Source organism: Streptomyces sp. NPDC001153, from assembly GCF_053598315.1.
This window is the reverse complement of sequence record NZ_JBSFJZ010000016.1, coordinates 1-19,902: the sequence shown is the minus strand read 5'-3', so window position 1 is coordinate 19,902 and position 19,902 is coordinate 1. Positions and strand designations below refer to the sequence as shown.

Genomic DNA, 19,902 nt, shown 5'->3' with positions numbered 1-19,902 from the left:
ACCCCGCCCGCGGATCACCGGGGGCGGGGTTTTCATGGAGCGCCGGGCAGGCCTTGCACCTGCATCTCCCCGCAGGAAGCGGGGCGTCTTTCCTTGGACCACCAACGCACTGCGATCTGGCCGGTTTTCCGTTTCCGGTTTCCTGCCGTTCGCTGTGTGATGATCATAGCGCAGGCCGGGGGGATCTTGGCAACTCAGCCGTCGGCCACCGACTCGAACCGCCAGCGGTGCACCGGACGCGTCACCACCTCCTCCGCAGGCTCCGGCAGTTCGGGGATCCCGGCGTCGTACGGCGCGTCCCACCAGGTGATGACCAGGACGCGGTCCTGCGGCGCGCGCAAGGTCTCGCGGCGCAACGGCTCCGGGTCCAGCGGCTGTTCCCGCACCCAGGCCAGCAGTTCCTCGCCCCGGCCCTCGACGGCCCGGGCCTCCCACATCAGCGCCACGGTCACGAGTACAGGTTCTCCTTGCTGACCTCGTGCACATGGTCGTGGTCGCCGGGGACGTGCGGGTCCGTGACCGGCAGGGAGGAGTCGGCCGACAGGTCCCAGCCGGAGGCGGACCGGTTGCGGGCGACCATCTCGGCGCCGAGCGCGGCCACCATCGCGCCGTTGTCCGTGCACAGCTTGGGGCGCGGGACGCGGAGGCGGATGCCGGCCGCCTCGCAGCGCTCCTGGGCGAGCGCGCGCAGCCGGGAGTTGGCCGCGACGCCGCCGCCGATCATCAGGTGGTCGACGCCCTCGTCCTTGCAGGCGCGGACGGCCTTGCGGGTCAGGACGTCCACGACGGCCTCCTGGAAGGAGGCGGCCACATCGCGGACCGGGACCTCCTCGCCGGCCGCGCGCCTGGCCTCGATCCAGCGTGCCACGGCCGTCTTCAGGCCGGAGAAGGAGAAGTCGTAGGCCGGGTCGCGGGGGCCGGTCAGGCCGCGTGGGAAGGCGATCGCCTCCGGGTCGCCCTCGCGCGCGTACCGGTCGATGACCGGGCCGCCCGGGAAGCCCAGGTTCAGCACCCGGGCGATCTTGTCGAAGGCCTCGCCGGCCGCGTCGTCGATGGTCGAGCCCATCGGCCGGACGTCGGAGGTGATGTCCTCCGACAGCAGCAGGGACGAGTGGCCGCCGGAGACCAGCAGGGCCATCGTCGGCTCGGGCAGCGGGCCGTGCTCCAGCTGGTCGACGCAGATGTGGGAGGCGAGGTGGTTGACGCCGTACAGGGGCTTGCCGAGGGCGTAGGCGTACGCCTTGGCCGCCGAGACGCCGACGAGCAGGGCGCCCGCGAGACCGGGGCCGGCGGTCACGGCGATGCCGTCGAGGTCCCTGGCGCTCACCCCCGCCTGCTGCAGCGCGCGGTCGATGGTCGGGACCATCGCCTCCAGGTGGGCCCGGGACGCCACCTCCGGTACGACACCGCCGAAGCGGGCGTGTTCGTCCACGCTGGAGGCGACGGCGTCCGCCAGCAGGGTGGTGCCGCGGACGATGCCGACGCCGGTCTCGTCGCACGAGGTCTCGATGCCGAGGACGAGAGGTTCGTCAGCCATTGATCTCGGTTCCTTGTACTGAAGAAGGGTCGGTCAGACGCATGACCAGGGCGTCCACATTGCCCGGCTGGTAGTAGCCGCGTCTGAAGCCGATGGGTTCGAAGCCGTAGCGCTCGTAGAGCTTCTGGGCGCGGACGTTGTCGACCCGGCATTCGAGCATGACCTCGGCGCACTCGAAGGCGGTGGCCGCCCTCAGCAGCTCGGTCAGCAGCTGCCCGCCGAGGCCGGTGCCCTGCAGGCCGCGGGCCACGGCGATGGTCTGGATGTCGCCGACCGCGGCGGAGCCGCTGTCGGGTGCAGTGCCGGAGGCGGCGAGCCCGGCGTATCCGACGATCCGGCCGGCCTCCTCCGCCACGACGTACCGCCGGGTCGCCTCGGGACCCCGCGCGTGTGCCAGCTCGGACCAGAACATGCCCCGGGACCAGGCGTCCTCGGGGAACAGGTCCTTCTCCAGCTCCAGGACCGGGTCGATGTCCCACCAGCGCATCTCGCGCAGTCGTACGGTCACTTCGGGGTGACCACCTTGTAGTTCTTGGGCACCTGCGCGTCCGGGCGGCGCAGGTACAGCGGCCGGGGTGCGGGCAGTTCCTCGCCGGCGGCCAGCTTCTCCGCGGCGAGCGAGGCGAGGGCGGCGGCGGAGACGTGCTCGGGCTCGTGGGCGCTCGGGAACGTGTCCGGGTAGAGCAGCGCGCCCGCGCCCACCGAGGGCAGACCCGCGACCTGCCCGGCGATGTCGGCCGGCCGGTCGACAGCCGGGTCGGTCAGCCGGGTGCGGGAGTCGGCGTACGTCGCCCAGTAGACCTCCTTGCGCCGGGCGTCGGTCGCCACGACGAAGGGGCCCTTCTCGATGTCGGCGGCGTAGGCGAGGCCGTCCAGCGTGCACACGCCGTGGACGGGGACGCCGAGCGCCAGACCGAAGGTGTCGGCGGTCATGAGGCCGACGCGCAGGCCGGTGTAGGGGCCGGGGCCGATGCCGACGACGATGCCGGTGACGGCGTCCAGTCCGAGCCCGGCCTCGGCGAGCACACGGTCCACGGCCGGCAGCAGCAGCTCTCCGTGCCGGCGCGCGTCCACCTGACTCGACGAGGCGATGACGTCCGTGCCGTCGTGCAGCGCGACGGTGACGGCGGGTGTTGCGGTATCCAGAGCGAGCAAGAGCACGCGAACAGCCTACGGCGCCCGCGCCGCGTGCATGGCCGTCCGGGGCGGACGGTCACTGACTGCTACGGTCTGTACGAAGTACGACATATCGCATGAGACACAGCGCACGAGTACACAGCGCACGAGGCAGGGCGCACGAGGCAGAGGTGAGCGCACGTGGCAGGGACCAGCTCGGCGATCGTGGCCGGCCTCACCGCGGCGGCCCTCGGAGCCGTCGGCTTCCTCGCCTTCCAGGCCCGGGCGAACGTACCGGCGAGCCTGAGCGGCAGGCCCGGCCCGAACGCGGCCGCGGTGACCGCCACGGCACACCGGCACAGCCCGACCGCGGTGCCGGGCGGGTCCGGTACGGGTGAACGGGTCGTGTACTCGGTGGACGACGACCGGGTCTGGCTGGTCGACACCGGGAACCGGCTGGAGCGCAGCTTCAAGGTCGACCCCGGCACGGTCGACCCTCCGCCGGGCATGTACTGGGTCACGTCCCGGTCGAGCGCGACCACCGGCACGGACGGGGTTCCCGTCGAGCATGTGGTCCGGTTCACCAGCGTGGACGGGATCGCGATCGGGTTCAGCGCGGCGGTCGCTCCGCGGACGGCTGCCGGTCCGAAGGTGCGGACCGGGGGGATTCGGGAGAGCCGGGCCGACGGGGATGCGATGTGGATGTTCGCGACGATCGGGGTGCGGGTGGTGGTCGTGCGTTAAGCCGCCGCTCGTGGGTCCCGCGAGGTGTCCTCGGGCGTGTGCGGCGCCTCTTTGGGACGCGGGCGCTCCTCAGGGGCCCGGGGTGGACGGGAGACCGCCTTCGCCGCCTCGCATGACGCCAAGAGGTCGCGCATGGACACGGCGGTGGAACCGGACTCGGTCATGGGACGCCTCCTGACGTGCGGGGGCGGGCGTAGTTAGGTACGCCTAACTACGGGCTGGACACCATGTGACCACGCCCGGGACGTTCCGCGCAACATGTTGCCGACGGCCTGTCGGAATCCTGGCGCTCAGGCTGCGAGCGTCTCCAGGCCCGCGTCCGCCCAGCGCTCCCCCAGCCCCGTGACGGTGACGTGCCGTACCTCGTCCGTGGTGTCGCCGACGGAGCGGTGGATGACGACCTGGAGCCGGTCCTCGGTCAGCTCCTCGACCTTGCCCTCGCCCCACTCCACGACGATCACCGAGTCGGGCAGCGAGACGTCGAGGTCGAGGTCCTCCATCTCGTCCAGGCCGCCGCCGAGCCGGTAGGCGTCCACGTGGACCAGGGGCGGGCCGTCGCCGAGGGAGGGGTGAACCCGGGCGATCACGAAGGTCGGGGAGGTGACCGCGCCACGCACGCCGAGCCCCTCGCCGAGCCCGCGGGTCAGCGTGGTCTTGCCCGCGCCGAGCTCACCGCTGAGCATCACCAGGTCACCCGCGCGCAGCAGCTTGGCCAGCCTGCGGCCCAGTTCCCGCATCTGCTCGGGCGCGGTGATCGTGAGCCGGGTCTCAGCGGGGTTCTGCGGTGCTGCTGGTGCTTCCATAGCCCATAACCGTAGCTCCTGCGGGTACCGCACCCGCCCGGGTGAGCAGGTCGGCGAGGCGGTCGGTGACCACTTCCGGGTGTTCCAGCATCACCAGGTGCCCGGCGTCCGGGACGAGGACCAGCTCGGCCTCGGGCAGCAGGTCGGCTATGGCCTCGCTGTGCTCGCTGGGCGTGACCAGGTCCTGGACACCGGCCAGGACCAGCACGGGCATGTCCCGGAAACAGGCGAGGGCCTCGGTCTTGTCGTGGTCGGTGAAGGCCGGGTAGAACTCGGCGACCACGTCGATCGGCGTGGACTCGATCATCCGCTCCGCGAACCGTTCGACGGCCGGATCGACGTCCCGCCCCGCGAACGAGTAGCGCTTGATGATCCCGGCGAACAGGTCGGCGGTGGCCCGGCGCCCCTTCTCCACCAGCTCCGCCTGCTGCCCGAGCGCCTTCAGCACTCCGGGCAGGATCCGGCGCACGGCGTTGACGCCGGCGAGCGGCAGCCCGAAGTTGACCTCGCCGAGCCGCCCGGACGAGGTACCGACGAGGGCGGTGGCGACGACCCGCTCCGCGATCAGCTCGGGGAAGTGGGCGGCGAGCGCCATGATCGTCATGCCGCCCATCGAGTGGCCGACCAGCACGACCGGGCCCTCCGGTGCGGCGGCGTCGAGGACGGCCTTCAGATCGCGGCCGAGCTGGTCGATGGTGACCGGCACCCGGTCCCGGGTCTGGGCCACGCCCCGCCCGGAGCGGCCGTGGCTGCGCTGGTCCCAGTGCACGGTGCGCACGACCCCGCGCAGGGCCGCGCGCTGGAAGTGCCAGGAGTCCTGGCTGAGGCAGTAGCCGTGGCAGAAGACGACGGTGACCGGGGCGGGGGCCTTACGGCCGAACAGCCGGCGCCGGCGCGGGGAGACGTTCGGGCCCGGGTCGGGCTCGACCTCGTCGACCTCGTAGTACAGCTCGGTGCCGTCGTCGGCGATCGCCTTGCCGGGGGTGCCGCGCAGGGTGCCGTAGGGGCCCGCGGAGTCCAGCGCGAGCCGGGCCTTCCTGCGCATCCCGCGCCCCACCGTCATCCGCTCTATGGCGACGCCGGCCGCCGCACCCGCGGCGATCACCCCTATCGCGGCACCGGCGATGCCGGTCGCTTTGCGCCAGCTGCCGACCGCCCCCGCGGCGGAGGCGGCCGCCGAGGCGACGACGTCCGCCACGGCCTCGGCACTGCTCTCGCTCACGTACCGCTCCTCTTCGCCGTACTGCAGTTCGCTGGGTTGGTGCGACGATGGTGCCTGTGCTCCGGCGGTAACAGGTATGACCGGAGTTACACGTGATCCCGGTCGCGCGCCCCCAACGGGTTACCCGGGTCCTTCCCCGTTCGCATGGACACGGTCACATGAACGCGTCACACGGACGCGTCACATGGGCGCCGCCGCTCGGACGCCGTCACACGGACCCGTTCACATAGACGCGCGGAACCCGGGTTCCGATGCGCGTGACGATTTCGTATGCAATCGTGCCGCAGGCCTGCGCCCAGTCCTCGGCGGTGGGCTCACCGCGGTCACCGGGCCCGAACAGCACGGCCTCGCTGCCCACCGCGGGCTCGTCGCCGCCCAGGTCCACCACGAACTGGTCCATGGCCACCCGGCCGGCGACCGTGCGCCACTTGCCGTCGACCAGCACCGGACCGGTGCCGGAGGCGTGCCGGGGGATGCCGTCCGCGTAGCCCACCGGCACCAGGCCGAGCGTGGTCTCGCCGGGCGTGACGTAGTGGTGGCCGTAGCTGATGCCGTGCCCGCCGGGTACGTGCTTGACCAGGGCCAGCGAGGCGCTGAGCGTCATCACCGGGCGCAGCCCGAAGTCGGCCGGGGTGCCCAGCTCCGGGCTGGGTGAGATGCCGTACAGGGCGATACCCGCGCGGACCAGGTCGAAGTGGGTCTCGGGCAGGGTGAGGGTGGCGGGCGAGTTGGCGATGTGCCGCACCTCGGGGCGCACCCCCTGCTGCTCGGCGTACGCCAGCATCTCCCGGAAGCGGCCGAGCTGGGCGGCGATGGAGGGATGGCCGGGCTCGTCGGCGCAGGCGAAGTGCGACCACAGCCCGGTGACCTTCACCAGCCCCTCGGCCTCGGCGCGCAGGGACTCGGCGACCAGCTCGGCCCAGTCCGCCCCGGGCTGGCAGCCGTTGCGGCCGAGCCCGGTGTCGGCCTTGAGCTGCACGCGCGCGTGCCGCCCGGCCTCCCTGGCCGCCGCGACGACCTCGCGCAGCGCCCACATACCGCTCACCGACACGTCGATGCCGGCCTCGATCGACTGCCGCCAGGGGCCGCCCGGCACCCACAGCCAGCACAGGAGGGGATCCTGCAGTCCGGCCGCGCGCAGCGCGAGGGCCTCCTCGGGCGTGGCCGTGCCGAGCCAGGTCGCGCCCGCCGCCAGGGCCTCGCGGGCGCAGGCCGCCGCCCCGTGGCCGTAGCCGTCGGACTTGACCACGGCCATCAGGGCCGCGCCCGGCGTCCGGGCACGCAGGGCGCGCACATTGGCCCGCAGGGCGCCCAGATCGATCTCGGCGCGGGCGCGCAGGGGGGCGGTCGGCACAGTCGCAGTCTCACTCATCGCGCCCCCAGTCTCTCAGAGGGCCGTCAGGGCCCCGGTCGCAGTCTCGGGAACTCAGGTACCCGGCCGCTTCCCCCATACGTAGACGTGGTCGCCCTTCTTCAGAACGTCCCACAGTCTGGCGGCGTCGCCGAGTGTCAGGTTGACGCAGCCGTAGGAGCCGACGGTGGTGTAGATGCTGCCGTAGACGGCGTGGAAGGCCTCGCCGCCGTCGAAGAACTGGGCGTACGGCATGGGCTGGTCGTACAGGGTCGACCAGTGGTTCTTGTGCCGCCAGTAGATGGTGTGCCAGCCCTTGCGCGTGAGATGCCCCGTGCGCCCGCTGCGCATGGGCACGGGCCCGAACTCCACCTCGGAGCCCTTCTGGACCCAGGTGAGCTGACGGTCCAGATCGACACAGGCGACCTTGTACGACCGGACGGGGCACTTCCTGGCGGCGTTCGGGTTCTTCCTCGCCGAGACGAGCATCATGGTCGACCAGGTGACGGGCCCGGCGAAGCCGATGGCGGGCTTGATCTTGTACTTGAGCTGGAAGGCGCGGACGGCCTTGCAGTCGGCGGCGGACTGCTTCCCGTCGACCTTCAGCTTCAGCCACTTCTCCACCTGCCGCTGATAGGGCCCGGCCTGCTTGCTGCACGTCGCCTTGCCGACGGCGTCGGCGAGCGGCACGTACTCGATGAGGTCGTACGTCCCCGGCGCCGCGGGCTCGGGTTCCACGGCGTCCTCCTGGGCGCTGGGCGTGTACACCTTCGGCGGCAGCGCCTGGTCGGGCGTGTCGATCTGCCAGGGCCGGCCCGGCCCGGGGGCGACACCGGGGACCAGCTCGGGGGCGGGGGCAGGGGCGGGGGGCACGGGAGCGCCGGCCGCGGGGGCGCCGGCCGCCGAGGAGGCCATGGCGGTGCCGGCCGCCGGGAGAGCCGTCGCGGTGGCGAGCAGCACCGCGACACCTCTGGACGCGATTCGTCTGCTGATCATGCGATCAGCCAAGCGTGGGGCTCCGCCGGATCAGCGGTGCCGCGCGGGAGGGTCACCCCGGGGGGTGGACCTGGGTACGCCGGTGGTCGTCAGGGTGCGGCTGCGCGGGTGGGGGCGGCGGCTTCGAGGCGCCGCCGCCCCTGCGGGCAGTCGTGCCGCGCCGCAGCACCGGTCCCCCCTGTCGGCTACAGCGCGCGCACGTCCCTCCAGGCCTCCGGAATCTGTTCGGCCACGTCATGCGCCCCCGCCGGCGCCCCGTTCGCCGCGAACCTCCCCGCCAGGCCGTGCAGATACGCCGCCGCGCTCCCCGCGTCCAGCGCGGACAGGCCCGCCGCCAGCAGCGACCCGGCGAGGCCCGACAACACGTCACCGCTGCCCGCCGTGGCCAGCCAGGAGGTCCCCGTGGCGTTCACCCGCACGGCCCCGCCCCCGGCGTCGGCGACCAGGGTCGTGGAGCCCTTCAACAGCACCGTCGCCCGGTACGCCGCCGCCAGCTCCCGTACCGCGGCCAGCCGGCCCCCCTCGACCTCCTCGCGCCGTACCCCGAGCAGCGCGGCCGCCTCCCCGGCATGGGGCGTCATCAGGGTCGGTGCCGTACGCCCGCGCACCGCGTCCCGGTCGGCCAACCGCAGCCCGTCCGCGTCGAGCAGCACCGGCACGTCCGCCCGGAGCACCTCGGCGACGCTCGCCGCGTCCTCCCCGGCGCCCGGCCCGACCACCCACGCCTGTACCCGCCCCGCCTTCGCCGGCCCCTGGTCGGACACCAGCGTCTCCGGGAAGCGGGCGATGACCGCCTCCCCCGCGGGCCCGACGTACCGCACGGCCCCCGCCCCGCCCCGCAGCGCCCCGGAGACGGCGAGCACGGCGGCGCCGGGATAGCGCGCGGACCCGGCGGCGATGCCGACGACCCCGCGCCGGTACTTGTCGCTCTCCGCGGCGGGCACCGGCAACAGCCGTGCCACATCGGCGTGTTGCAGGGCGTGGAGCTCGGGCCCGGCGGGCAGGTCGAGACCGATGTCGACGAGTCGCACCACCCCGGCGTACTCCCGCGCCGGATCGATCAGCAGGCCCGGCTTGTACGTTCCGAAGGTCACCGTCAGATCGGCCCGGATCGCCGCCCCCCGCACCTCCCCGGTGTCCGCCTCGACCCCGCTGGGCAGGTCCACGGCCACCACGGCGGCCCGGGACCGCCCGGCGGCCAGGGCCAGGGCCTCGGCCTCGGGCCGCAGCCCGCCCTTGCCGCCGATCCCGACGATCCCGTCCACGACGAGGTCGGCCCGCTCGATCAGCCCGCCGGCGGAATCGGCCGCGGCGACCGCGCCCCCCGCCCGCCGCAGCGCGGCGAGCCCGCCCGCGTGCGCCCGCTCGGGCGTCAGGAGTACGGCCGTGACCCCGGCCCCGCGCCGGGCCAGCCGCGCCCCGGCGTACAGCGCGTCCCCGCCGTTGTCGCCGCTGCCGACGAGCAGCACCACCCGGCTGCCGTACACCCGTCCGAGCAACTCGGCGCAGGCGGCGGCCAGCCCCGCGGCGGCCCGCTGCATCAGCGCACCCACCGGCAGCCGCGCCATCAGGGCCCGTTCGGCCGCCCTCACCGTCTCCACGCTGTACGCACTACGCATGGCACCGAGTCTGCCCCGGAACCTCCACCGCCCACACCCGGGGGGCTCAGCCCTCGGCCACCACCACGGCCGAGGCGACGCCCGCGTCATGACTGAGCGACACATGCCAGGACCGCACACCCAGCTCCGCGGCCCGCGCGGCCACGGTGCCCGTCACCCGCAGCCGGGGCTGCCCGCTGTCCTCGACGTACACCTCGACATCGGTCCAGTGCAGCCCGGGCGGTGCCCCCAGCGCCTTCGCCAGCGCCTCCTTGGCGGCGAACCGGGCCGCGAGCGAGGCGACCCCGCGCCGTTCCCCGCTGGGCAGCAGCAGTTCCCGCGCCACGAACAGCCGGTCGGCCAGCCCGGGCGTCCGCTCCAGGGACGCGCGAAACCGGTCGATCTCGGCGACGTCGATCCCCACTCCGATGATGCTCATGCCGGGCAGCCTACGGTCGCGGACCCGGCCGCACCCGCCCACCTGCCGAAACCCGACTGCCGGTCAGGGCCCGTGCCGTCTACGCTCCGTCCATGACATCCCAGGCCTATCTCTCCGAACTCTTCTCGCTGGACGGCCGTGTCGCCGTGGTGACCGGCGGCAGCTCCGGCATCGGCCGGGCCATCGCCGGGGCGCTGGCGCGGGCCGGCGCGAGCGTGGTGGTCGTGGCCCGCACCAAGGAGCAACTGGAGGAGACCGTCGGCGAGTTGACGGCCGAGGGCGGCCGGGCCGGCTGGGTCGCGGCCGACCTGGGCACCCGCGACGGTGCGCGCGCGGCCGCCGAGGAGGCCGCCGGTGTCTTCGGCGAGCCGGACATCCTCGTCAACTCCGCCGGGATCAACCTGCGGCCGCCGATGGGCGAACTGGGCGAGGACGTGTGGGACACCACCATGGCCGTGAACCTTCAGGCGCCCTTCCTGCTGGGGCAGCGGTTCGGGCCCGGCATGGCGGAGCGCGGCTTCGGCCGGATCATCCACCTCACCTCCCAGCAGGCCCACCGCGCCTTCGTGCAGAGCGGGGCGTACGGCGTCTCCAAGGGCGCGCTGGAGTCGCTGGCCCGCTCGCAGGCCGAGGCCTGGTCGCCGTACGGCGTCACCGTCAACACCCTGGTGCCGGGGTTCGTGATGACGCCGCTCAACCGGCGGCTGTCGTCCGACCCGGAGAAGGTGGCCGCCCTGGCCGCCCGCACGATGACCGGCCGCAACGGACTGGCCGAGGACTTCGAGGGCGCGGCCGTCTTCCTCGCGAGCCGCGCCTCCGCCTATGTCACCGGCCAGTCGATCTTCGTGGACGGCGGCTTCTCGGTGCACTGAGCCCGCGCCCGAAACGGGCACCCGGCAGACGAGTGGCCGCACCCGCCCCTACTCGACCGTGACCGACTTGGCCAGGTTGCGCGGCTGATCCACCTCGTTCCCCCGGGCGGTGGCCAACTCGCACGCGAAGACCTGGAGCGGCACCGTCGCCACCAGCGGCTGCAGCAGGGTCGGGGTGGCCGGGACGCGGATCAGGTGGTCGGCGTACGGGACCACCGCCTCGTCGCCCTCCTCCGCGATCACGATCGTGCGCGCCCCACGGGCCCGGATCTCCTGGATGTTGGAGACGATCTTGTCGTGCAGGACCGAGCGGCCGCGCGGCGACGGGACGACGACCACGACCGGCACGTCCTCCTCGATCAGCGCGATCGGGCCGTGCTTCAGCTCGCCCGCGGCGAAGCCCTCCGCGTGCATGTAGGCGAGTTCCTTGAGCTTCAGGGCGCCTTCGAGGGCGACCGGGTAGCCCACGTGCCGGCCCAGGAACAGCACCGTGTTCTTCGACGCCAGGCTCCGGGCCAGCTCACGCACCGGCTCCATCGTCTCCAGGACCTGCTCGACCTCCACCGAGATGCGGGACAGGTCCTTGATCACGGCCTGGATCTCGTCGCCCCACTTGGTGCCGCGCACCTGGCCCAGGTACAGCGCCACCAGGTAGCAGGCCACCAGCTGGGTCAGGAACGCCTTGGTGGAGGCCACGGCGACCTCCGGTCCGGCGTGCGTGTAGAGCACCGCGTCCGACTCGCGCGGGATCGTCGAGCCGTTGGTGTTGCAGATCGCCAGCACCTTGGAGCCCTGCTCGCGAGCGTGGCGCAGTGCCATCAGGGTGTCCATGGTCTCGCCGGACTGGGAGATGGCGATGACCAGGGAGCGGCCGTCCAGGATCGGGTCCCGGTAGCGGAACTCGCTGGCCAGCTCCACCTCGCACGGGATGCGCGTCCAGTGCTCGATGGCGTACTTGGCGATCAGGCCGGCGTGGAAGGCCGTACCGCACGCGACGATGACGACCTTGTCGATCTCCCGCAGCTCGAAGGGCGAGATGCGGACCTCGTCCAGCGTCAGCGAACCCGACGGGTCGATGCGGCCCAGCAGCGTGTCGGCGACCGCCTTGGGCTGCTCGGCGATCTCCTTGAGCATGAAGTAGTCATAACCCCCCTTTTCCGCGGCGGAGGCGTCCCAGTCCACGTGGTAGCTGCGGACCTCGGCCGGGCGGCCGTCGAAGCCCGTCACCGTCACGCGGTCGCGGCGCAGCTCCACCACCTGGTCCTGGCCCAGCTCGATCGCCGAGCGCGTGTGGGCGATGAACGCGGCGACGTCCGAGGCCAGGAACGCCTCACCCTCTCCAACGCCCACCACCAGCGGCGAGTTCCGCCGCGCGCCGACGACCACGTCCGGCTCGTCGGCGTGCACCGCGACCAGCGTGAACGCGCCCTCCAGCCGCCGGCACACCAGCCGCATGGCCTCCGCGAGGTCCGCGCCGGCGGAGAACTCCTCGGCCAGCAGGTGGGCGACGACCTCGGTGTCCGTCTCGGAGGTCAGTTCGTGGCCGCGCTCGGCGAGTTCGGCCCGCAGGACGGCGAAGTTCTCGATGATGCCGTTGTGGACGACGGCGACCCGGCCCGCGTTGTCGAGATGCGGGTGGGCGTTGGCGTCCGTGGGGCCGCCGTGCGTGGCCCAGCGGGTGTGGCCGATGGCCGTCGGGCCCGTCGGCAGCGGCCGTTCGGCCAGCGCCTTCTCCAGGTTGACCAGTTTCCCGGCCTTCTTCGCCGCGGCCAGCCCGCCGTCGGCCAGCACGGCGACACCCGCCGAGTCGTAACCCCGGTACTCCAGCCGCTTCAGCCCGGCCATCACGACCTCGAGCGCCGACTGTGATCCTACGTATCCAACGATTCCGCACATGAGTCGCAGCCTACGACCCGCGAACGGCCCGAACTGGCCTCCGCCTGCCCGAAATCGGAAATTCCCACCGCCGTACGAGGGCCGTTTCGTGGTCGAACGGTCCGGTGCGGGGACGGCGCCGCGACGTTCCACGGGCACGCCTCGGAAACACGTCGCCCGGCCGTCAGGGACGTCACCGGGAGACCTGGGCCACCGCTTCCCCCTCACTGGAGGCGTGACGGAGCCCACCCGCCGTCGTGTTCAAACTCCGTTAACAATGGACTGTGATCTCACCGGTCTCCTCGATGCCCCGGAGCGCCCACCGGCACAGGCCGGAGGCGACTCCCTACGTCGACCTCACCCGCGCCGAGTGGAGCGCGCTGCGCGACAAGACGCCGCTGCCGCTCACCGCCGAGGAGGTGGAGAAGCTGCGCGGTCTGGGCGACGTGATCGACCTGGACGAGGTGCGGGACATCTACCTCCCGCTGTCCCGGCTCCTCAACCTCTACGTCGGCGCCACGGACGGCCTCAGAAGCGCGCTGAACACCTTCCTCGGCGAGCAGGGCTCCCAGTCCGGCACCCCGTTCGTCATAGGCGTCGCCGGCTCGGTGGCCGTAGGGAAGTCCACCGTCGCCCGCCTGCTGCAGGCGCTGCTCTCCCGCTGGCCCGAGCACCCAAGGGTGGAGCTGGTGACCACGGACGGCTTCCTGCTGCCCACCAAGGAGCTCCAGGCGCGCGGCCTGATGTCGCGGAAAGGTTTCCCCGAGTCCTACGACCGCCGGGCCCTGACCCGTTTCGTCGCCGACATCAAGGCGGGCAAGGCCGAGGTCACGGCCCCCGTCTACTCCCACCTCATCTACGACATCGTCCCGGACCAGAAGCTCACGGTCCGCCGCCCCGACATCCTGATCGTCGAGGGCCTGAACGTGTTGCAGCCCGCCCTGCCCGGCCAGGACGGCCGCACCCGGGTCGGTCTCGCCGACTACTTCGACTTCAGCGTGTACGTCGACGCCAGTGCCGAGGACATCGAGCGCTGGTACCTCAGCCGCTTCAGGAAGCTGCGCCAGACCGCCTTCCAGGACCCGGACTCCTACTTCCGCAAGTACACCCAGGTCTCCGAGGACGAGGCCCTGGACTACGCCCGCACCCTGTGGCGGACGATCAACAAGCCCAACCTGGTCGAGAACATCGCCCCCACCCGCGGCCGGGCCACCCTTGTGGTCCGCAAGGGACCGGACCACAAGGTCCAGCGGCTGAGACTGCGCAAGCTCTAGACAGGGGCCTCTAGAACACTCTTTCGCAGTTGACGACGGTGTCGCCGGGGTCGCGGAACACCGTGTCGGTGCCACCGCCGCAGTTCACGACGTCACCGCCGGCGTTGTCCTGCACACCGATCGTGTCGTTGCCGCCGTTGGTGGTCACCATGTCGACGCCCGTACCGGCGTCGACGGTGGAGTTGACCGGAGCCATGGAACCGTCGAAGGTGTCGTTCCCGTCGCCCAGTTGGACCGCGATGCTGGTGACAACGCCGCAGTCGGCGCTGTTGGGGTCGTTGGGCACTCGGGTGCACCCTGGACCGACCGCGATGCCCGTGGTGTCGGTGAAGATCAGATGGTGGGTGATGGGGTCGACTCTGGCCGTGACGTGGTTCGCCACGCCGGAGCGGGCCTGGAGCAAAGCCATGCCGAAGAGCCGGAACGCCGTGGAGCCCGGTGTCTGGGCGGCGGCCGGGGTGGCGGCCGAGGTGACGACCAGTCCCGCCACCAGGGCCGGACCGACCGCTCGCTTCAAGGTACTGCTCACGATCTTCATGCTGGGTTTTCTCACTTCCGTCGAGGGGGGCGCGTCACACGGGACGGCCTCGACGGAAGGGATACCGACAGCGATCGATCACGCATCCTTTATTAGGTTCATAGAGTGACTCGCGTCGCGCGAAAGGACGCACACGTGTGGGACGTCCGGGGCAGGAAGCACTCCCGCCCCGGCCGCATCCCGCTGGACTAACCCAGAGCCGACTTCACCGCGTCGGCCAGCCGGCCGGCCACCGACCGCGCCTGGTCGATGTCCGCCGCCTCGACCATCACCCGCACCAACGGCTCGGTGCCGGACGGCCGGAGCAGCACCCGTCCCGTCTCCCCCAGCTCCCGCTCCGCCTCGCTGACGGCGGCCGCGAGTTCGGCCGAGGTCCTGACCCGGGACCTGTCCACGTCCGGCACGTTGATGAGCACCTGCGGCAGCCGCTCCATCACCGACGCCAGTTCGCGCAGGCTGCGGCCGGTCTCGGCGACCCGCGCCGCCAGCAGCAGCCCGGTCAGCGTGCCGTCACCGGTGGTCGCGTGGTCGAGGACGATGACGTGCCCGGACTGCTCGCCGCCGAGGGCGAACCCGTGCTCCTTCATCTCCTCCAGCACATACCGGTCGCCGACGGCGGTCTGCACCAGGCGGATCCCGGCCTTCTCCATCGCCAGCTTGAAGCCCAGGTTGGACATCACGGTGGCGACGACGGTGTCGGCCCGCAGCGCGGAGTGCTCCCGCATGGCGAGCGCCAGCACGGCGAGGATCTGGTCGCCGTCGACCTCCTCGCCGGTGTGGTCCACGGCCAGGCACCGGTCGGCGTCGCCGTCGTGCGCGATGCCGAAGTCGGCGCCGTGCTCGACCACCGCGGCCTTGAGCAGGCCCAAGTGGGTCGAGCCGCAGCCGTCGTTGATGTTCAGACCGTCCGGCGCGGCGCCGATCGTGACGACCTCGGCGCCGGCCCGCGCGAACGCCTCCGGCGAGACCCCCGAGGCCGCGCCGTGCGCTTCGTCCAGGACGATCTTCAGTCCGTCGAGCCGGTTCGGGAGGACGGACAGCAGGTGGCCGACGTACTGCTCGAAGCCCTCGGCGTACGACCGCACGCGGCCCACGCCCGCACCCGTCGGCCGCTCCCACGGCTCGCCGTGCCGGTGGGAGTCGTACACCGCCTCGATCCGGTCCTCCAGCTCGTCGGCGAGTTTGTGGCCGCCGCGGGCGAAGAACTTGATGCCGTTGTCCGGCATCGCGTTGTGGCTGGCGGAGAGCATCACGCCCAGGTCGGCGCCGAGCGCGCCGGTCAGATACGCCACCGCGGGCGTCGGCAGCACACCGACGCACAGCACGTCCACGCCGGCGCTCGCGAGGCCGGCGACCACGGCCGCCTCCAGGAACTCCCCGGACGCCCGCGGGTCCCGACCGACCACCGCCGTCGGCCTGTGGCCCTCGAAACTGCCCGCCTCGGCGAGCACGTGGGCCGCCGCAACGGACAGGCCGAGCGCCATCTCGGCCGTCAGGTCCGCGTTGGCGACGCCGCGCACGCCGTCCGTGCCGAAGAGTCGTCCCACTTGTCCTCCATCCGATCGCACAAGCCTTTGAGCACCTGAGCGTCTTGTGTCGTTATACGCCCTCGACTGGGATAAACGAACGCCCCGACGGCACATGTGGCGTGCCGCCGGGGCGTTCGGAGTACGAGCAGGCGACGCTTAGCGCTTGCTGTACTGCGGAGCCTTGCGGGCCTTCTTCAGACCGGCCTTCTTCCGCTCGACCGCGCGGTCGTCGCGGCGCAGGAAGCCGGCCTTCTTCAGCGGGCCGCGGTTGTTGTCGACGTCGGCCTCGTTCAGGGCACGGGCGACACCGAGACGGAGGGCACCGGCCTGGCCGGAGACACCGCCACCGGCGATGCGGGCGATGACGTCGTAGCGGCCGTCGAGCTCGAGCACCTTGAAGGGCTCGTTGACTTCCTGCTGGTGCACCTTGTTCGGGAAGTAGTCCTCGAGGGTGCGACCGTTGATCTTCCACTTGCCGGTGCCCGGAACGATCCGGACGCGGGCGATGGCGTTCTTGCGGCGGCCCAGGCCGGCGGCCGGCTGGGGCTCGCCGAAGCGGGAGGCCAGGGACTCCGAGGTGTACTCGCCCTCGACGGGGACCTCGGACTCGGTGGTGTAGCTCTCGATGTCGATCTCTTCGATCGGCTGCTCGGCAGTGGTCTCGGCCACGATTCTCCTCAGATTCTCTTCAGTCTTAGGGGGTGGCCGGACTTACTGCGCGACCTGGGTGATCTCGAACGGCACCGGCTGCTGGGCAGCGTGCGGGTGCTGGTCGCCCGAGTAGACCTTCAGCTTCGTGAGCATCTGACGGCCCAGGGTGTTCTTGGGGAGCATGCCCTTGACGGCCTTCTCGATGGCCTTCTCGGGGTTCTTGGCGAGCAGCTCGTCGTAACGGACGGAGCGCAGACCACCCGGGTAGCCGGAGTGGCGGTACGCCATCTTCTGGGTCCGCTTGTTGCCGGAGAGGTGCACCTTGTCCGCGTTGATGATGATGACGAAGTCACCAGCGTCGACGTGGGGCGCGTAGATCGGCTTGTGCTTGCCCCGGAGAAGGGTCGCTGCAGTGGTGGCGAGACGGCCCAGGACAACGTCCTGAGCGTCGATGACGTGCCACTGGCGCGTCACATCGCCGGGCTTGGGGCTGTACGTACGCACGGTTCGTAGCCTTCGCTTCGAGTGAATGGTCCTGAACAGGTCACCGAAACGATCACGACAGCCTGGACCGCACGGCGGCGACGCATACCGCGTACATGGGGTCGCTGGTCATCGGCCCGGTGGACCGGTGTAAGGGCCCGTCCCGTGAGAATGAGCAAGCCAATACACAACGAACAAGCAGAATACCGGGGTCGTCGGCGAGGGTCAAAACGAGCGATCAGCGTGCCGAGCCGCGCCCCCCGTCTAAGATGCGCCCCATGAGTTACGGGCAGGGGGGACCCCAGTCTCAGTGGGATCCCTGGAAACCGCATTCCCAGCAGCAGTCCTGGAACAGCGGCGGTGACGACGGAACCCCGGACTGGGCAGCGCTCGCCGAGGCATCGGAGAGCCGCAACAAGCGCCGCAAGCTGCTCTTCGTCGGCGCCGGCGCGGTCGCCACGGTCGCCGTCGGCACGGCCGTCGCCATGGCCGTCGTCTCCGCGAACAGCGGCAACGACGCCCACGGCACGCCCACGAACCTGCCCGTGAGCGGTTCCGTGCCCAGCGGCTCGGCCACGCCGTCCTTCGCGCCCACCAGCGCCCCGCCGCCGCTGGACCCCAAGGACTTCATATCCAGCGCCAAGAAGGACACCGCCCCGCTCAGCGCCGACACGCTCTTCCCGGGCACCCAGCTGACCATGGGCACCACGGTGTACAAGAAGGGCGCCACGGCCGACACCACGAACTGCGCCTCGGCCGCCGGCGGCAACCTGCCGAAGATCCTCACCGCGGGCGGCTGCACCCGCCTGATCCGCGCGACCTACACCAGCGGAGGCGTCGCGATCACCGTCGGCGTCGCCGTCTTCGACGACCAGGCGCAGGCCACGAAGGTCAGGAAACAGGCCACCAAGAAGGCCGTGGTGCGCTCCCTGCCCGGCAAGGGCGTCAAGGACTTCTGCAACGCCGCGATCTGCCTGACGACCACGAATGCCGTCGGCCGCTACGCCTACTTCACCACCGGCGGCTTCCTCAACGGCAAGAACGTCACCAACAAGGACACCCAGGTCTTCTCCGTCGGCAACGACCTGCAGCAGTTCATCTTCAACCAGATCTACCGCCGCGGCCAGGCCCAGGCGTCCGCGGCGGCGAACCGGTAGCTCAGCAGCACCCCGCCGACGGAAGCGACCGCTTGTTCCGCGCCTCCTTGTTGCGCGCGGCCAGCAGCTCGTCGGCGGGGTAGCCGACCTCCTCCAGGGTCAGCCCGTGCGGCCGTACGACGTGTACGGCGGAGTCCCGCACCCCCGCGGCCAGCACCTTTCCGGGCCACTCCGGCCCGCGGTGCCCGTCCCCGACGAACAGCAGCGCGCCGATCAGCGAGCGCACCATGTTGTGACAGAACGCGTCGGCGCGCACGGTGGCCGTGACGATCCCGTCGGACCCGCGCACGAGGCTGAGCTCCTGAAGGGTCCGAATGGTCGTGGCCCCTTCCCTCTTCTTGCAGTACGCGGCGAAGTCGTGCTCGCCGAGCAGCGCCCGCGCGGCCTCGTTCATGGCGTCCACGTCGAGGGGCCAGTCGTGCCACAGGACGTGGTTGCGCAGCAGGGGGTCCACTCCCCCGGGGTTGTCCGTCACCCGGTAGGCATAGCGCCGCCAGACGGCCGAGAAACGGGCGTTGAAGCCGCTGGGAGCCTCCCTGAGCGCCCAGACCCGCACGTCCTTCGGCAGCCGCCCGGCGAGCCGCTTGAGCAGCTTCTCGTGGTGCTCCCGCCAGACGCCCTCGGGCAGATCGACGTGTGCCACCTGCCCGCGCGCGTGCACGCCCGCGTCGGTCCGGCCGGCCACGGTCAGGTCGTACGTCTCCCTCGACCGTGTCACCGTGCGCAGGGCGTCCTCGATCTCACCCTGCACGGTCCGCCTGCCGCCGGCCTGCTTGGCCCAGCCGTGGAAGCCGGTGCCGTCGTAGGACAGGTCGAGGCGGATACGGACGAACCCGGGCTGTACTTCTTCGCTCACGTGGAAATCCTCTCAAGGACGCGAAAGCGGGCCCGCCCCGAAGGACGGACCCGCTTCACGTCAGGCAGAGACTCAGGCCTCCGACTCCTCGGCAGCGGCCTCCTCGGCCGGCGCCTCGGTGGTCTCCGCAGCCTTGGCCTCGTCGGCCTCCTTGACCGCACGCTTGGTGGCGGCCTCGGCCTCACCCACGGCCTTCTGCTGCACCGTCAGCGCCTCGACCAGCTCGATGACGGCCATGGGCGCGTTGTCGCCACGGCGGTTACCGATCTTGGTGATGCGGGTGTAGCCACCCGGACGGTTCTCGTAACGCGGGCCGATCTCGGTGAAGAGCGTGTGGACGACGCTCTTGTCCGTGATGACCTGGAGCACCTGACGGCGGTTGTGAAGGTCGCCCTTCTTCGCCTTGGTGATCAGACGCTCGGCGTACGGGCGCAGGCGGCGGGCCTTCGCCTCGGTGGTGGTGATACGGCCGTGCTCGAAGAGGCTCTTCGCCAGGTTCGCGAGGAGCAGCTTCTCGTGCGCGGCGCTGCCGCCCAGACGGGCACCCTTGGTGGGCTTCGGCATTGTTCTTCTCCTGTGTGTCTGCCCCGGCCGTATCAGGTACCGGGGTCAGGAACCCGATGAGCGGATGCTCACCGGCTGCGACCGATCAGTACTGCTCGGTCTCCACGAAACCCGCGTCCGCGTCGTCGTCGGCGCCGAAGGCGTCGGCAGCGGCCGTGGGGTCGAATCCGGGCGGGCTGTCCTTCAGGGCCAGGCCCATGCCGGCCAGCTTCGCCTTGACCTCGTCGATCGACTTCGCACCGAAGTTGCGGATGTCGAGGAGGTCGGCCTCGGAACGCGCGACGAGCTCACCCACGG

The 19,902-nt window shown here is 71.7% G+C and carries 22 protein-coding genes and 1 tRNA gene; 4 read left to right on the top strand and 19 right to left on the bottom strand.

Annotated elements, in window-relative coordinates:
- Window positions 1–35: 35 nt before the first annotated feature.
- The 5 genes from ACWDEN_RS19635 to tsaB all read right to left on the bottom strand — a co-directional run bounded on the left by ACWDEN_RS19635 (window position 36) and on the right by tsaB (window position 2,698).
- Window positions 36–108: transfer RNA gene (locus tag ACWDEN_RS19635), tRNA-Gly, on the bottom strand.
- 86 nt (window positions 109–194) lie between these two features.
- Window positions 195–452 (bottom strand): hypothetical protein, encoded by a 258-nt coding sequence (locus ACWDEN_RS19630; protein WP_450859754.1) that lies wholly within the window; start codon window positions 450–452, stop codon window positions 195–197.
- A complete protein-coding gene (gene tsaD, locus ACWDEN_RS19625) occupies window positions 449–1,537 on the bottom strand; it encodes a tRNA (adenosine(37)-N6)-threonylcarbamoyltransferase complex transferase subunit TsaD (protein ID WP_351614400.1) in 1,089 nt (362 codons plus the stop codon). Before tsaD ends, ACWDEN_RS19630 begins: the two co-directional genes overlap by 4 nt.
- Entirely contained in the window at window positions 1,530–2,024 is a 495-nt protein-coding gene (rimI, locus tag ACWDEN_RS19620; protein WP_351614446.1) for a ribosomal protein S18-alanine N-acetyltransferase, read from the bottom strand. Before rimI ends, tsaD begins: the two co-directional genes overlap by 8 nt.
- A 17-nt stretch (window positions 2,025–2,041) precedes the next feature.
- A complete protein-coding gene (tsaB, locus tag ACWDEN_RS19615) occupies window positions 2,042–2,698 on the bottom strand; it encodes a tRNA (adenosine(37)-N6)-threonylcarbamoyltransferase complex dimerization subunit type 1 TsaB (RefSeq protein WP_351614401.1) in 657 nt (218 codons plus the stop codon).
- A 156-nt stretch (window positions 2,699–2,854) separates the two neighbouring features.
- Here tsaB and ACWDEN_RS19610 point away from each other — a divergent pair, with 156 nt between their 5' ends.
- On the top strand, window positions 2,855–3,397 hold the full coding sequence (locus ACWDEN_RS19610; RefSeq protein WP_351614404.1) for a hypothetical protein: 543 nt from the start codon (window positions 2,855–2,857) through the stop codon (window positions 3,395–3,397).
- A gap of 290 nt (window positions 3,398–3,687) precedes the next feature.
- Here the strand turns inward: ACWDEN_RS19610 and tsaE are convergent, their stop codons facing one another.
- From tsaE to ACWDEN_RS19580, 6 genes are all read right to left on the bottom strand, one after another.
- Complete coding sequence (gene tsaE, locus ACWDEN_RS19605) at window positions 3,688–4,200, bottom strand: tRNA (adenosine(37)-N6)-threonylcarbamoyltransferase complex ATPase subunit type 1 TsaE (protein WP_351614407.1); 513 nt, start codon at window positions 4,198–4,200, stop codon at window positions 3,688–3,690.
- Window positions 4,166–5,422 (bottom strand): alpha/beta fold hydrolase, encoded by a 1,257-nt coding sequence (locus tag ACWDEN_RS19600; protein WP_351614409.1) that lies wholly within the window; start codon window positions 5,420–5,422, stop codon window positions 4,166–4,168. The genes tsaE and ACWDEN_RS19600 overlap by 35 nt, the downstream gene beginning before the upstream one ends.
- A 208-nt stretch (window positions 5,423–5,630) precedes the next feature.
- Entirely contained in the window at window positions 5,631–6,794 is a 1,164-nt protein-coding gene (alr, locus tag ACWDEN_RS19595; protein ID WP_450859753.1) for an alanine racemase, read from the bottom strand.
- 54 nt (window positions 6,795–6,848) lie between these two features.
- Window positions 6,849–7,769: a L,D-transpeptidase family protein gene (locus tag ACWDEN_RS19590; protein WP_351614414.1), complete on the bottom strand. Its 921-nt coding sequence runs from the start codon at window positions 7,767–7,769 to the stop codon at window positions 6,849–6,851.
- 185 nt (window positions 7,770–7,954) lie between these two features.
- Complete coding sequence (locus ACWDEN_RS19585; protein WP_450859752.1) at window positions 7,955–9,388, bottom strand: NAD(P)H-hydrate dehydratase; 1,434 nt, start codon at window positions 9,386–9,388, stop codon at window positions 7,955–7,957.
- 46 nt (window positions 9,389–9,434) lie between these two features.
- Window positions 9,435–9,806, bottom strand: coding sequence for a holo-ACP synthase (locus ACWDEN_RS19580; RefSeq protein WP_351614420.1), 372 nt, complete (start codon window positions 9,804–9,806; stop codon window positions 9,435–9,437).
- 92 nt (window positions 9,807–9,898) lie between these two features.
- Here ACWDEN_RS19580 and ACWDEN_RS19575 point away from each other — a divergent pair, with 92 nt between their 5' ends.
- Window positions 9,899–10,678, top strand: coding sequence for an SDR family NAD(P)-dependent oxidoreductase (locus ACWDEN_RS19575; RefSeq protein WP_351614422.1), 780 nt, complete (start codon window positions 9,899–9,901; stop codon window positions 10,676–10,678).
- Between the two features lie 48 nt (window positions 10,679–10,726).
- On the opposite strand, the gene glmS is transcribed toward ACWDEN_RS19575, so the two are convergent.
- Window positions 10,727–12,574, bottom strand: coding sequence for a glutamine--fructose-6-phosphate transaminase (isomerizing) (gene glmS, locus ACWDEN_RS19570; protein WP_450859751.1), 1,848 nt, complete (start codon window positions 12,572–12,574; stop codon window positions 10,727–10,729).
- A 284-nt stretch (window positions 12,575–12,858) separates the two neighbouring features.
- On the opposite strand from glmS, the gene coaA reads away from it, so the two are divergent.
- On the top strand, window positions 12,859–13,827 hold the full coding sequence (gene coaA / locus ACWDEN_RS19565; protein ID WP_450859811.1) for a type I pantothenate kinase: 969 nt from the start codon (window positions 12,859–12,861) through the stop codon (window positions 13,825–13,827).
- Window positions 13,828–13,837: 10 nt separating this feature from the next.
- On the opposite strand, the gene ACWDEN_RS19560 is transcribed toward coaA, so the two are convergent.
- From ACWDEN_RS19560 to rplM, 4 genes are all read right to left on the bottom strand, one after another.
- Window positions 13,838–14,356 carry a hypothetical protein gene (locus ACWDEN_RS19560; RefSeq protein WP_351614431.1) on the bottom strand — a complete coding sequence of 173 codons (519 nt, stop codon included), beginning with the start codon at window positions 14,354–14,356 and terminating at the stop codon, window positions 13,838–13,840.
- A 197-nt stretch (window positions 14,357–14,553) separates the two neighbouring features.
- Window positions 14,554–15,912 (bottom strand): phosphoglucosamine mutase, encoded by a 1,359-nt coding sequence (gene glmM, locus ACWDEN_RS19555; RefSeq protein ID WP_351614434.1) that lies wholly within the window; start codon window positions 15,910–15,912, stop codon window positions 14,554–14,556.
- Between the two features lie 138 nt (window positions 15,913–16,050).
- Entirely contained in the window at window positions 16,051–16,563 is a 513-nt protein-coding gene (gene rpsI / locus ACWDEN_RS19550) for a 30S ribosomal protein S9 (protein WP_351614436.1), read from the bottom strand.
- A gap of 42 nt (window positions 16,564–16,605) precedes the next feature.
- On the bottom strand, window positions 16,606–17,049 hold the full coding sequence (rplM, locus tag ACWDEN_RS19545) for a 50S ribosomal protein L13 (protein WP_189978663.1): 444 nt from the start codon (window positions 17,047–17,049) through the stop codon (window positions 16,606–16,608).
- Window positions 17,050–17,306: 257 nt separating this feature from the next.
- Here rplM and ACWDEN_RS19540 point away from each other — a divergent pair, with 257 nt between their 5' ends.
- Window positions 17,307–18,185, top strand: coding sequence for a hypothetical protein (locus ACWDEN_RS19540; RefSeq protein WP_351614439.1), 879 nt, complete (start codon window positions 17,307–17,309; stop codon window positions 18,183–18,185).
- A gap of 1 nt (window position 18,186) precedes the next feature.
- Here ACWDEN_RS19540 and truA read toward each other — a convergent pair whose 3' ends face one another.
- The 3 genes from truA to ACWDEN_RS19525 all read right to left on the bottom strand — a co-directional run.
- A complete protein-coding gene (gene truA, locus ACWDEN_RS19535; RefSeq protein WP_351614441.1) occupies window positions 18,187–19,041 on the bottom strand; it encodes a tRNA pseudouridine(38-40) synthase TruA in 855 nt (284 codons plus the stop codon).
- A gap of 72 nt (window positions 19,042–19,113) precedes the next feature.
- Window positions 19,114–19,605 carry a 50S ribosomal protein L17 gene (gene rplQ / locus ACWDEN_RS19530; protein WP_351614443.1) on the bottom strand — a complete coding sequence of 164 codons (492 nt, stop codon included), beginning with the start codon at window positions 19,603–19,605 and terminating at the stop codon, window positions 19,114–19,116.
- Between the two features lie 85 nt (window positions 19,606–19,690).
- Window positions 19,691–19,902 (bottom strand): DNA-directed RNA polymerase subunit alpha C-terminal domain-containing protein (locus ACWDEN_RS19525; RefSeq protein ID WP_351256086.1); only part of this gene is annotated, 212 nt, incomplete at its 5' end.

What these genes read in the sequence shown, in the direction of transcription:
- tsaD (WP_351614400.1), bottom strand. Translation starts at nt 1,537, where the DNA reads ATGGCTGACGAACCTCTCGTCCTCGGCATCGAGACCTCGTGCGACGAG.
- rimI (WP_351614446.1), bottom strand. Translation starts at nt 2,024, where the DNA reads ATGCGCTGGTGGGACATCGACCCGGTCCTGGAGCTGGAGAAGGACCTG.
- tsaE (WP_351614407.1), bottom strand. Translation starts at nt 4,200, where the DNA reads ATGGAAGCACCAGCAGCACCGCAGAACCCCGCTGAGACCCGGCTCACG.
- alr (WP_450859753.1), bottom strand. Translation starts at nt 6,794, where the DNA reads ATGAGTGAGACTGCGACTGTGCCGACCGCCCCCCTGCGCGCCCGCGCC.
- ACWDEN_RS19590 (WP_351614414.1), bottom strand. Translation starts at nt 7,769, where the DNA reads ATGATCAGCAGACGAATCGCGTCCAGAGGTGTCGCGGTGCTGCTCGCC.
- ACWDEN_RS19585 (WP_450859752.1), bottom strand. Translation starts at nt 9,388, where the DNA reads ATGCGTAGTGCGTACAGCGTGGAGACGGTGAGGGCGGCCGAACGGGCC.
- ACWDEN_RS19580 (WP_351614420.1), bottom strand. Translation starts at nt 9,806, where the DNA reads ATGAGCATCATCGGAGTGGGGATCGACGTCGCCGAGATCGACCGGTTT.
- ACWDEN_RS19575 (WP_351614422.1), top strand. Translation starts at nt 9,899, where the DNA reads ATGACATCCCAGGCCTATCTCTCCGAACTCTTCTCGCTGGACGGCCGT.
- glmS (WP_450859751.1), bottom strand. Translation starts at nt 12,574, where the DNA reads ATGTGCGGAATCGTTGGATACGTAGGATCACAGTCGGCGCTCGAGGTC.
- coaA (WP_450859811.1), top strand. Translation starts at nt 12,859, where the DNA reads ATGCCCCGGAGCGCCCACCGGCACAGGCCGGAGGCGACTCCCTACGTC.
- ACWDEN_RS19540 (WP_351614439.1), top strand. Translation starts at nt 17,307, where the DNA reads ATGAGTTACGGGCAGGGGGGACCCCAGTCTCAGTGGGATCCCTGGAAA.
- rplQ (WP_351614443.1), bottom strand. Translation starts at nt 19,605, where the DNA reads ATGCCGAAGCCCACCAAGGGTGCCCGTCTGGGCGGCAGCGCCGCGCAC.